The organism is Pseudarthrobacter sp. C4D7 (assembly GCF_013359725.1).
GTDB lineage: Bacteria > Actinomycetota > Actinomycetes > Actinomycetales > Micrococcaceae > Arthrobacter.
On record NZ_JABFMW010000003.1, the window covers coordinates 160,005 to 171,270 of the forward strand.

Consider the following 11,266-nt stretch of genomic DNA (forward strand, 5'->3'; position numbering starts at 1 on the left):
TCAACAGTATGCGTGCGCAATTGCGTTAGATAAAGTGGCTACTTCTAACCAATATTCGTTAGTTTCAGTTAGGAATCCATCATGCTTGACGTGCGCAGGCTGAGGCTTCTCCGCGAACTGAGCATCCGCGGCACGCTCGCCGAGGTGGCGGAGGCACTGCAGTACAGCCCGTCATCCGTGTCGCAGCAGTTGGCCCTGCTGGAGAAGGAAGTGGGCGTCGAGCTGCTCCGGAAAACGGGGCGGCGGGTACAGCTGACGCCCCAGGCCGAGGTGCTGGTGGCCCACACTGCGCAGCTGCTGGAAACCATGGAGCAGGCGGAGGCGGACCTGGCGGCGTCCCTGACCACAGTCACGGGAACGGTGCGGATTGCGGTGTTCCAGTCCGCCGCCCTGGCCCTGATGCCGGACACCCTGACGCGCATGGCCGCCACATACCCGGAGGTGCGGATCGAGATGATCCAGCGGGAGCCGGAGACGGCGCTGCACGAAACGTGGGCGCGGGACTTCGACCTGGTAATCGCCGAGCAGTATCCCGGACACGCCGCCCCGCGCTACCCCGAGCTGGACAAGGTGAGGCTGACCACCGACGCCATCCGGCTGGCCGTCCCCCCGGCGTCCGGCGGCGGGCCTGCCATCCGTTCCCTGGAGGACACCGCGGAGCTGGCCTGGGTGATGGAACCGCGCGGCGCAGCATCACGCCACTGGGCAGAACAGGCGTGCCGCAGCGCCGGATTCGAGCCGGATGTCCGCTTCGAAACCGCCGACCTGCAGGCCCAGGCCCGCCTGATCGAGTCCGGCAACGCCGTGGCCCTGATGCCGGACCTGGTGTGGACCGGCCGCGGCACCACCGCCCAGCTGCTGGAGTTGCCCGGTAGGCCGCACCGCACCATCTTTACCTCCGTGCGCCGCTCCAGCACCCAGCGGCCGGCCATCCTGGCAGCGCGGGAAACCCTGGCTGCGGCTGCCGCGGCGGTGGCAACGGACGACGCCGGGTGACCGGCCGCCGTCGTCCGCGTCCTTCCGCGCACAGCCGGGCCGCCCCGGGTTGAGCACCCTTATGTTTCGTGCGTCCCTGCGGGCAAATGCCCGCAGGTCTAGACTGGAGCCGTTATGAATCGAACAATGTTCAAGTCCAAAATCCACCGGGCCACCGTCACGCACGCCGACCTGCACTACGTCGGCTCGGTCACCGTTGACCTCGACCTGCTCGAGGCCGCGGACATCCTGCCCGGCGAGCTGGTGTCCATCGTGGATGTCACCAACGGTGCGCGGCTTGAAACGTACACCATCGCGGGCGAGCGTGGTTCGGGCGTCATCGGCATCAACGGTGCAGCGGCGCACCTGATGCACGAGAACGACATCGTCATCCTCATCACCTACGCCGAAATGACCACCGAAGAGGCGCACGAGTACCAGCCCAGGGTGGTCCACGTGGACCAGGACAACCGGATCATCCAGCTGGGCAGCGACCCCGCCGAGGGCCTGACGCCCGGCATGATGCGCCCTCCGTTCGCGCTTAACAACGCCACCCTGTAACCGGAGCGTGCGTCCCGGTCCCTGCCTCGGCCATGCCCGAACGGCTGATCCTTGCTAGGGGTGCTGGCCGGCTTCTTCGTGGTCTGGTGCATCATCCTGGTGGGATGGTTCGTGGGCAGGCGCAGGATCCTCGGCGACAACGCCCGCCCCGTGCTGAGCGGCCTGACGTTCTTCGTTGCCAGCCCGGCCCTCCTCTTCGAAACGCTGAGCAAGGCCCGCCTGCAGGAGGTCTTCGCCGAGCCGCTGCTGGTCACGGCCGTAGCCGCCGTCTGCACCGCAGCCATCTTCTTCACCCTGGCCAGGTTCTGGCTGAAGCGGGCCCTCCCCGAAGCCCTGATGTCCGCCATGTCCGCGTCCCTCGCCAACTCGGCGAATCTGGGTATTCCCATTGCGGTATATGTCCTGGGCGATGCGAGCTATGTGGCGCCGCTGCTGATCTTCCAGCTGGCCTTCTTCACCCCCATGTTCCTGATGATCCTGGACTCCAGCACCAGCACGCACCGCACCACGGTCCTGGGCTTCTTCCTGATGATCCTGCGCAACCCGATGATCGTGGGGTCCGGCCTGGGGCTGCTGGTGGCGGGCACCGGTTTCCAGGTCCCGGCGCTGGTCATGGAGCCGATCCACCTGATTGGCGGCGCGGCGATCCCGGCCATGCTGATTGCCTTCGGGATGAGCCTGAACGGCACCCCTCCCCTGCAGGCCTCTGCCGGGCGGCGCGTGGACACCCTCCTGGCCAGCGGCTTCAAGCTCGCCGTCCAGCCGGCCCTGGCCTATGTCTTTGCCCGCTTTGCGCTGGGCATGGAAGGGCACGCACTGTTTGCGGTGGTGGTGACGTCCGCGCTGCCTACCGCGCAGAATGTTTTTGTGGCCGCCAGCCGCTACCAGACCGGGCTTACTGTCGCCAAGGACACCGTGCTGATCACCACGGTGGTGGCGGTGCCGGCGATGATCGGCGTGGCCCTGCTGCTGGCCTGAGCGCCGGCCGGAAGACGTAACTGCAGCTTGGAGGGCTGATGAACACTGTGCTGGATACCGTTGTGATTGGCGGCGGGGCCATGGGCTCTGCGGCAGCGTGGGCACTGTCCCGCCGGGGCCGGCAGGTGACGCTGGTGGAGCAGTTCGGGCCCGGGCACAAGATCGGCGCGTCCCACGGCGCCACCCGGAACCTCAACCCCGGCTACCACCAGCCGGACTATGTGGCGATGCTGGCGGAGGGGCTGGCGCTGTGGGACGAACTGGAGCAGGACAGCGGTGTACAGCTGCTGGCGCGCACCGGCGTGGTGAACCATGGGCCTGGCGGCGACCTCGCCAAGGTTGCCGGGGCCCTCACCGAAGCCGGCATCGGCGCCGACTTCCTGGACCCGGCCGAGGCCGGCGAACGCTGGCGGGGCATCCGTTTCGACGAGCAGGTCCTGCACATGCCGGACGGCGGCCAGCTCAACCCGGAGGCGGCGCTGCCCGCCTTCCAGCGGCTGGCGTCAGCCCGGGGCGCGGAGATCAGGCACCACACCACGGTGGTGGACGTCGAGGTGTTCGACGACAGCGTGCGGCTGGTGCTTGAATCGGCTGCGGGCACGGAGGTGGTCACCGCAGCCCAGGCCGTGGTGACGGCGGGCGGCTGGACGGAAAAGCTGCTGGCCCGGGTATCGGGCACGGGCGGCGCGGCGTTGCGGATTCCGAAGCTCAGGGTGACGCAGGAGCAGCCGGCGCACTTCCGGGTGGCGGACCCCGGCGCGGTGTGGCCCGGCTTCAACCACTATCCGGGTCCGGACTACCAGGGCTGGTACTCCCCCGTCTACGGCATGCAGACTCCCGGCGAAGGCATCAAGGCCGGCTGGCACGGCGTTGGACCGGTGGTGGACCCGGACAAGCGGGATTTCCTGCCCGAACCGAAACAGCTCGCCGCCCTGCAGGACTATGCACGGCAGTGGCTGCCCGGCGTGGACCCTGATTCCTTCGAGGCCATCAGCTGCACCTACACCACCACCCCGGACGAGGACTTTGTGCTGGACCGCATCGGGCCCGTCGTGATCGGCGCGGGTTTCTCCGGCCACGGGTTCAAGTTCACGCCGGTGGTGGGGCGGATCCTGGCCGACCTTGCCACCGGGACCCGGCCCGCGCCGTCGATCTTCCGGGCGTCCCGCTAGCGGCACCATCTGGCGGCTCCGCCCACCGGCCGCCCAGGTGGAGCCGCCTAACTGGAGCTGCCGTCCGCGCTGGTGGGCATCGGCTCGGCGTCGAACTTTCCGCTGTCCTCTGCCTTGATGGCGGGCATGGCCAGCACAGCCGCCACGGTCAGCAGGCCGGCCACCAGTGCGGCCAGGAATACGGCACCCGACGCGCTGATGACCGTGGCGGGATCGGCGTCGCCGCCGTTGCTGCCGCCGTAGATGGAATTGGCCACGGCGCCGAACACGGCCACGCCGAGGGCGCTGCCGATGGAGCGGGCGAACATGTTGGTGCTGGTCACCACGCCGCGTTCGTGCCAGGGCACGCTGGACTGGGCGGAAATGAGGGTGGGGGTGGCCAGCAGGCCCAGGCCGAGCCCGACGACGAAGCAGCTGACCGCGATCAGCGCCACGTTGGGCGTGGAGGCCGTCAGTGACAGGATCAGCAGGCCCGCCACGGCGATGGCGATGCCGATCAGGGCGGTGGACTTGAAGCCGATCCGGAGGTAGAACTTTCCGGCCTGCGAGGCGCTGAGCGGCCAGCCGAGGGTCAACGCCGCAAGGGCCAGTCCGGCCACCAGCGGCGAGGAGGACAAGGCACCCTCCAGGAAGGTGGGCACGTAGGAGGTCAGCCCGATCATCATGGCGCCGACGCCGAAGGACACCAGGGCGGTGGTGGCGAGCAGGCGGCGGGAGACCACCCAGGCCGGGAGGATGGGCTCCGCTGCCCGCCGCTCCACCAGGAGGAACGCCACGAGCAGCACTGCCCCGACGGCGAAGACGCCAGTGCTAATGGGCGAGTTCCACGCCCATGCCTGGCCGCCCTGCAGGGCCCCGAGGATGAGCAGGCCCAGCGATCCGGCCAGGAGCACTGCGCCGGCGTAGTCCACCTTGTGCCTGGCACGTTCCACGTTTTCATGGAGGGTGCGGACCAGCATCCAGCCAGCCAGCAGGCAGAGCGGGACGTTGACCAGGAAGATGCCGCGCCAGATCCCGAGGGCCGAGAAAACACCGCCCAGGCTGGGGCCCACCACGGAGGAGATGGCCCAGACACTGGCCAGGTAGCCCTGGACTTTGGCGCGTTCCTGGAGGGTGTAGATGTCCCCGGCAATGGTGACGGACACGGGCAGCACCGCACCGGCGCCGAGTCCCTGCAGGGCCCGGAAGGCGATCAGCGAGGGCATGCTCCAGGCCACGCCGCAGAGCACAGAGCCCAGCAGGAACAGGCCAATGCCGGTGAGTATGATCGGCTTCCGGCCCGCCATGTCGGAGAGTTTCCCGTAGATGGGAACGGACACCGCCTGCGCCAAGAGGTAGGCGGAGAACAGCCACGGGAAGGACGAGAAGCCGCCGATGTCCCGGACGATCGACGGGACGGCCGTGGCAACGATGGTGGAGTCGATGGCCACGAGCCCCGTGGACAGCATCAGGGCGATGAGGATGGGCCCGCGGTCGGACCGGAACCCTACGCCGTCCTTTGTGGTGGCTGCGTTGGCCATGTCAGACCCGCACCAGCCCGGCGGCTTCCGCCAGCAGCTCGATGGACCGCAGCCGGTCCCGGGTGTCGGGGCTCTGGTGCGCCACGATGAGTTCGTCGGCGTCAGCGTGCTTGCCGAAGCTGTCCAGGTAGTCGATCACGGCGTCGGGGGTGCCCACGGCGGAGTACGTCATCATCTGGGCCATGTGCCGGCCCTGCGGCGAGTCCAGGATCATGTCCGCTTCGTCGTCGGTGAATTCGCGGCCGCCGCCGAAGAACAGGGAGACGCGGGCCCGTTTGGTGGCCTGGAACATGGCTTGTGCCTCGGAGGCAGAGTCGGCGGCGATCACGTTGACGCCGGCGATCACGTGCGGGGCGTCCAACTGGGCGGACGGCTTGAACTCGCCGCGGTAGATGGCCACCGCTTCCTGCAGCGCGGCCGGGGCGAAGTGCGAGGCGAACGCATACGGCAGGCCCAGCTGGGCTGCCAGGCGGGCGCCGAACAGGGACGAGCCCAGGATGTACAGCGGAACGTTGGTGCCCTTGCCGGGGGTGGCCTCCACGCCCTGGATGCGGGTGGGGCCGGTGAGGTAGCCCTGCAGTTCCAGGACGTCCTGCGGGAAGCTGTCCGCGGACATCGGGTCACGGCGCAGGGCGCGCATGGTGTTCTGGTCGCTGCCCGGGGCGCGGCCCAGGCCCAGGTCGATCCGGCCCGGGTGGAGGGTTTCCAGGGTGCCGAACTGTTCAGCGATGGTCAGCGGGGAGTGGTTGGGCAGCATGATGCCGCCGGCGCCCAGCCGGATGCTTTCGGTGTGCGCGGCCACGTGGGCGATCAGCACGCTGGTGGCGGAGGAGGCAATGGAGGACATGTTGTGGTGCTCGGCGTACCAGACGCGCCGGTAGCCCAGCTTCTCGGCGCTTTGCGCCATGGCCACGCTGCCCGCCAGGCTCTCCGCCGCCGTCTGGCCTTTGCCGATGGTTGCCAGGTCAAGGATGGAGAGGGGAAGAGTCACGTCAGGTGCGGCCTTTCAGGAACGTTTCGTATAAAGCGCCGGCCGGATCGCGGCAGGCACTTGAGGCATAACCACGGCGGGGCCCGGGATATTTCGTCCTGCCCGGAATACTCAGCACACTGACGATGTTGCCGCCCCTATGAGCCATGATTCAACGAACCAGCTGGAACTGTCCGCAACGATCGACCTCAAGGACCTGGGAACCGTGCACCGGCTCGGGTTTGGTGCCATGCGCATCGTGGGCGACGGCGTCTGGGGTGAGCCCAAGGACCGCCAGGCCGCTATTGACGTGGTGCGCCGCGCCGTCGAACTCGGCGTGGACTTCATCGACACTGCGGATTCCTATGGCCCCAACGTCAGCGAGGAGATCATTGCCGAGGCCCTGCATCCGTACAAGGAGGGGCTGAAGATCGCCACCAAGGTGGGCTTCACCCGCACCGGGCCCAACAAGTGGATCCCCGTGGGCCGGCCCGAATACCTGCGCCAGCAGGCCGAGCTTAGCCTGCGGAAGTTGAAGGTGGACACCCTGGACCTGCTGCAGCTGCACCGGATCGATCCCAAGGTGGATGCCGAAGAGCAGTTCGGCGTTCTGCGCGAGCTCCAGGACGAAGGCAAGGTGCGCGCCCTGGGCCTGTCCCAGGTCAGCGTTGAGGAGCTGGAGGCCGCCGGGAAGCACTTTACGGTGTCCACCGTCCAGAACCGGTACAACCTGACCGACCGCAGTTCCGAGGATGTGCTCCGCTACTCCGAGGAAAACGGCATCGGCTTCATTCCCTGGGCGCCGATTTCCGCGGGCGAGCTCGCCCAGCCGGGCGGTCCGCTGGATGAGGCCGCCAAGCGCCTGGGCGCCACCACCTCCCAGGTGGCCCTGGCCTGGCTGCTGCGCCGCTCCCCCGTGATGATGCCGATCCCCGGCACGGGCTCCGTACAGCACCTCGAAGAGAACATGGCCGCCGCGGGCATCACGCTCGACGACGCCACGTACGCTGAGCTTGAAGCAGCAGGCAAGTAGCACGCGGCTTCCAGCCACTCACGTCAGCATAGACACCCACGTCAGCAAGGACAGGAGAAACACCATGGCAAACATTTTGATGGTCGTATCGGCCGCAGATTCCCTCACCATGAAGGACGGCAGTGAACACCCCACCGGCTACTGGGCAGAGGAACTGGTGGTATCGCACCAGACCCTGACCGGAGCCGGCAACACGGTCCATATCGCCACCCCCGGCGGCAGGAAGCCCACCGTGGACCAGGTAAGCCTGGCCCCCGAGTCGGCCGGCGGCGAGGAACGAGCCCAGGGCTTCCGGGACTACATCGCCAAGATCGACGGCGAGCTGGCGCACCCGCTGGTCCTTGCCGACGTCGACGTTGCCGCCTACGACGCCGTGGTGATGCCCGGCGGCCACGGCCCCATGGCCGACCTTTACCAGGACGCGGACCTGGGCCGCATCCTGGTGGCTGCCAACAAGGCCGGCAAGATCATTGCCCCGTTCTGCCACGGCCCCGCAGGGCTGCTGAGCGCAACGGACGACGACGGCGCATTCACGTTCAAGGGCCGGCGCCTGACGGTCTTCACCAACGAGGAAGAACTTGGCGGCGGCACCGGCGAGAACACCCCGTGGCTGGTGGAGGACGCCCTCAAGGAAAAGGGTGCCGTCATCGAAAACGGCGCCGCCTGGTCCTCCAACGTGGTCCGCGACGGCAACCTCATCACCGGGCAGAACCCGCAGTCCAGCGAGAACGTGGCCAAGGAAGTCCTCGCCGCGCTGTCGTAACCAGCCGGCTCTGACCGCTACGGACCAGCGGAGGGGACCAGTTCGCTTTGAACTGATCCCCTCTTTCCGGCCTTGGTTCCATATTCCCTGAGGGGAATATGACCGCCGCGGTCGTCCGGTTAACTGCGGTTACTCCCTGTATCCCAGGGTGTCGCAGGGCTTTGATTCCGCCTCCGGGGCTGCCGGATAGTTGCTGCAACCCGCACATTCCGCTGCAGCTTCCACCCCCTTCAAAGGAGGAACCATGGCCGTCACCACCAGGCCGTCCGCCGTCGTGGCCCTTACCGTTTCAGCACTGCTGGGACTGGCCGCCTGCTCCGATCCCGGTGCTTCGGCGGCCCCGGCATCATCGTCGTCCGCCACGAACTCCACCGGCAAGACCTTCAACCTGTCCCCGGACCAGGACCGCGTCGAAGTCGCTGCCGACCCCGCCGCGGCCGCCCTGGTCCCCGAGGCCATCAAGGCTGACGGCAAACTCACCGTGGTGACCACGGGCGGCGCGGCGCCGCTCAGCCTGTTCGCCACGGACAACAAGACCCTGATCGGCAGCGAGGTGGATATCGCTTACGCCGTGGGCGAGTCACTCGGCCTGCAGGTGGAGGTCCTGCCCGTCGCCTGGGCTGACTGGCCGCTGGGCATCGAATCGGCCAAGTACGAGGCCGTCCTGTCCAACGTCACCGTCACCGAGGCGCGCAAGGAAAAGTTCGATTTCGCCACCTACCGCAACGACCTCCTGGGCTTCTACGCCAAGAGTGATTCGGGCATTGGCGAGGTTAGGGAAGCCAAGGACGTGGCACGCAAGCGGATCATCGTAGGCTCCGGCACCAACCAGGAGGCCATCCTGGTGCGGTGGGACGAGGAGAACCGGAAGAACGGCCTGGCGCCGGTCCAGTTCCAGTATTACGACGACGACTCGGCCTCGAGCCTCGCCCTTCAGTCAGGCCGTGCGGACCTGACGTTTGGACCGAACGCCGCCGCCGCGTACAAGGCGGCGCGGGACGGAAAGACCAAGCAGGTGGGCACGGTGGAGGGCGGCTGGCCACTGAAGGCTGAGATCGCATTTACCACCAAGAAGGGCAACGGGCTGGCGGTGGCCGCGCAGGCTGCGCTGAACCACTTGATTGACGACGGCACCTACGCCAGGATCCTGGACCGCTGGGGCCTCTCGTCCGAGGCCATCCCGAAGTCGGAACTGAACCCGGCGGGCCTGCCCAAGACGTAGGGCCGTACCGCTGGAAAGGGCGACGAAGTAGTTTATGACTACGTCCTGGTTAAGCAGGGCCACGAGAAGCAGCACGCAACCTGGGAGATAACCCCGCCAGGAGCCCCGATGAGCCACCCCCGCCGACGCCCTGGCGCCACATCCGCGGAGCCGGACCCGCCGGCGCCGGATCCCCTGCTGGAACGTCCGGGGGTCCGGCCCGCGGGTCCGCGCCGGGTTTTTCGCGACCTGGGCCTGTCCTATGTCTCCAACGGGGCCATCGGGCTCATCTTCGCGGCGTCCGGGCCCATCGCCGTCACCCTGGCGGTGGGAACAGCGGGCGGCCTGACCCAGGGCCAGCTTTCGTCCTGGGTTTTTGGCATTCTCTTTTCCGGCGGGGCGGCCACGCTGCTGATGTCACTCATCTACCGGCAGCCCCTGGGCTTCGCCTGGTCCATCCCCGGCACCGTGCTCCTGGGACCGTCCCTGCAGCACCTGTCCTTCCCCGAAGTCGTCGGGGCCTTCTTCACCTCCGGCGTGCTGATCCTCGCCCTCGGCGCCACGGGGGTGGTCCGCCGGGCCATGGCACTGGTGCCCATGCCACTGGTGATGGCCATGGTGGCTGCGGTGTTCCTGAAGTTCGGCACGGACATCGTTGCCTCCACCCAGAACAATCCGGCGGTGGCAGCCCCCATGGTGGCCGCTTTCCTGGTCCTCACCGCGGTTCCCAGGCTTGGCAGGTTCCTGCCGCCGGTCCTGGGCACCCTGGTGGCAGGGGGTATTGCCGTGGCCGTCAGCGGCCAGTTCAACCTGCCGCCCGGCGGACCGCTCCTGGCCACTCCGGTTTTCACCGCCCCTGAATTCACATGGGCCGCCCAGCTCGAACTGGTGGTTCCGCTGGCCCTCACCGTGCTGTTCGTCCAGAACGGCCAGGGCATCGCCGTCCTCCGGGCCGCCGGCCACCAGCCGCCCGTGAATGCCTTCGCCATGGCCTCCGGCGCGTTCTCGGTGCTGAACGCCGGGTTCGGAGCCGTTTCGGCGTGCGTCACGGGCCCCACCAACGCCTTGTTGACCTCGTCCGGGAAGAGGGAGCGCCAATACACGGCGGCCGTGGCCTACGGCCTGCTGGCCCTGGTGTTCGCCGCGTTTGCCCCCACCCTGACCCGGCTGATGCTGGCCGCGCCCAAGGAGTTTGTCCTTGCCCTGGGCGGCATCGCGATGCTGCGGGCTTTGCAGCAGGCATTCGTTACGGCCTTCGCCACCAGCTTTACGCTGGGTTCGCTGGTGACGTTCGTGGTGACCATCTCCGGCATGAACCTGTTCAACATCCACGCCGCCTTCTGGGGGCTGGTCATCGGTTACGGGGTGTCCCGCCTGCTGGAGCGCGCGGACCACTCCCGGCCGTGACGGCATGCAGCTCAACGGACGCCCGCCCGGGTCCGGCAAAGTGCGCTTCGGCACGTTTAGGCAATAGTCTGGCCAGATGGGGACCAGTGCCGTGACTTCCGGCGAACAAGTGGACAGGCAGAGCCGCATCCTTGAGGCGGCGATGGACCTGCTGTCCCGCCACGGCATCTCCGGGGTGAGCATGCGCTCCGTGGCGCGGGAAGCCGGCGTGGCCCTGGGCCTGGTCAACTATTACTACGACGACAAGACCACCCTGATCCGCGCTGCCTTGCGGCGGGTGGACGAGCATGACCTCCTGCTGGTGGCACCGGACCCGTCCCTGACGCCGGAGGAGCAGTTGCGCAACGCCCTGCGGCGGGTGGCCGGCAAGGATCTGCTGACCACGCGCTACCTGTCATTGCGCCTGCACCTGTGGGCCCTCGCCCAGGCGGACGAGGACTACGCCCAAATCAATGCCGCCGCTTTTGACCGCTACCTGGACGGACTCGCGGCCCTGGTCTCCAAGGCCAGGCCGGAGCTCCCCTGGGAGGGCTGCAGGGAACGGGCGGCGGACATTGTGGTGATCCAGAACGGCGTTTGGCTGACAGCGCTGCTGGGCGTGGACACCGCCTCCATCCAGCGGAGCATTGCCCGCACGGAGCAGATTGCCTTCGCTCCCGTCCAGGAGTAACACCCGCCCGTAGCAT

At 67.8% G+C, this 11,266-nt stretch carries 11 protein-coding genes; 9 read left to right on the forward strand and 2 right to left on the reverse strand.

Translation table 11 applies throughout. The features are described 5' to 3' along the window. The first annotated feature begins 81 nt into the window (after nt 1-81). The 4 genes from HNO81_RS04305 (at nt 82) to HNO81_RS04320 (ending at nt 3,686) form a co-directional block, all read left to right on the forward strand. Nucleotides 82-996: a LysR substrate-binding domain-containing protein gene (locus HNO81_RS04305; RefSeq protein ID WP_175316896.1), complete on the forward strand. Its 915-nt coding sequence runs from the start codon at nt 82-84 to the stop codon at nt 994-996. Nucleotides 997-1,110: 114 nt separating this feature from the next. After that, nucleotides 1,111-1,536, forward strand: a complete 426-nt coding sequence (panD, locus tag HNO81_RS04310; protein ID WP_175316897.1) for an aspartate 1-decarboxylase — start codon at nt 1,111-1,113, stop codon at nt 1,534-1,536. A 51-nt stretch (nt 1,537-1,587) separates the two neighbouring features. Beyond that, on the forward strand, nt 1,588-2,514 hold the full coding sequence (locus HNO81_RS04315) for an AEC family transporter (RefSeq protein ID WP_175316898.1): 927 nt from the start codon (nt 1,588-1,590) through the stop codon (nt 2,512-2,514). A gap of 38 nt (nt 2,515-2,552) precedes the next feature. Continuing rightward, nucleotides 2,553-3,686: an FAD-dependent oxidoreductase gene (locus HNO81_RS04320; protein WP_175316899.1), complete on the forward strand. Its 1,134-nt coding sequence runs from the start codon at nt 2,553-2,555 to the stop codon at nt 3,684-3,686. A gap of 47 nt (nt 3,687-3,733) precedes the next feature. Here HNO81_RS04320 and HNO81_RS04325 read toward each other — a convergent pair whose 3' ends face one another. Beyond that, nucleotides 3,734-5,206, reverse strand: a complete 1,473-nt coding sequence (locus HNO81_RS04325) for an MFS transporter (protein WP_175316900.1) — start codon at nt 5,204-5,206, stop codon at nt 3,734-3,736. Between the two features lies 1 nt (nt 5,207). After that, complete coding sequence (locus HNO81_RS04330) at nt 5,208-6,197, reverse strand: LLM class flavin-dependent oxidoreductase (protein WP_175316901.1); 990 nt, start codon at nt 6,195-6,197, stop codon at nt 5,208-5,210. 139 nt (nt 6,198-6,336) lie between these two features. Between HNO81_RS04330 and HNO81_RS04335 the strand changes: the two genes are divergently transcribed. From HNO81_RS04335 to HNO81_RS04355, 5 genes are all read left to right on the forward strand, one after another. After that, nucleotides 6,337-7,209, forward strand: a complete 873-nt coding sequence (locus HNO81_RS04335) for an aldo/keto reductase (RefSeq protein ID WP_175316902.1) — start codon at nt 6,337-6,339, stop codon at nt 7,207-7,209. Between the two features lie 64 nt (nt 7,210-7,273). After that, nucleotides 7,274-7,972: a type 1 glutamine amidotransferase domain-containing protein gene (locus HNO81_RS04340; RefSeq protein ID WP_175316903.1), complete on the forward strand. Its 699-nt coding sequence runs from the start codon at nt 7,274-7,276 to the stop codon at nt 7,970-7,972. A 244-nt stretch (nt 7,973-8,216) separates the two neighbouring features. Then, nucleotides 8,217-9,194, forward strand: coding sequence for an ABC transporter substrate-binding protein (locus tag HNO81_RS04345; RefSeq protein ID WP_175316904.1), 978 nt, complete (start codon nt 8,217-8,219; stop codon nt 9,192-9,194). A 108-nt stretch (nt 9,195-9,302) separates the two neighbouring features. Beyond that, complete coding sequence (locus tag HNO81_RS04350) at nt 9,303-10,580, forward strand: benzoate/H(+) symporter BenE family transporter (protein ID WP_175316905.1); 1,278 nt, start codon at nt 9,303-9,305, stop codon at nt 10,578-10,580. A 76-nt stretch (nt 10,581-10,656) separates the two neighbouring features. Further along, entirely contained in the window at nt 10,657-11,250 is a 594-nt protein-coding gene (locus tag HNO81_RS04355; RefSeq protein ID WP_175316906.1) for a TetR/AcrR family transcriptional regulator, read from the forward strand. Nucleotides 11,251-11,266: the final 16 nt, after the last annotated feature.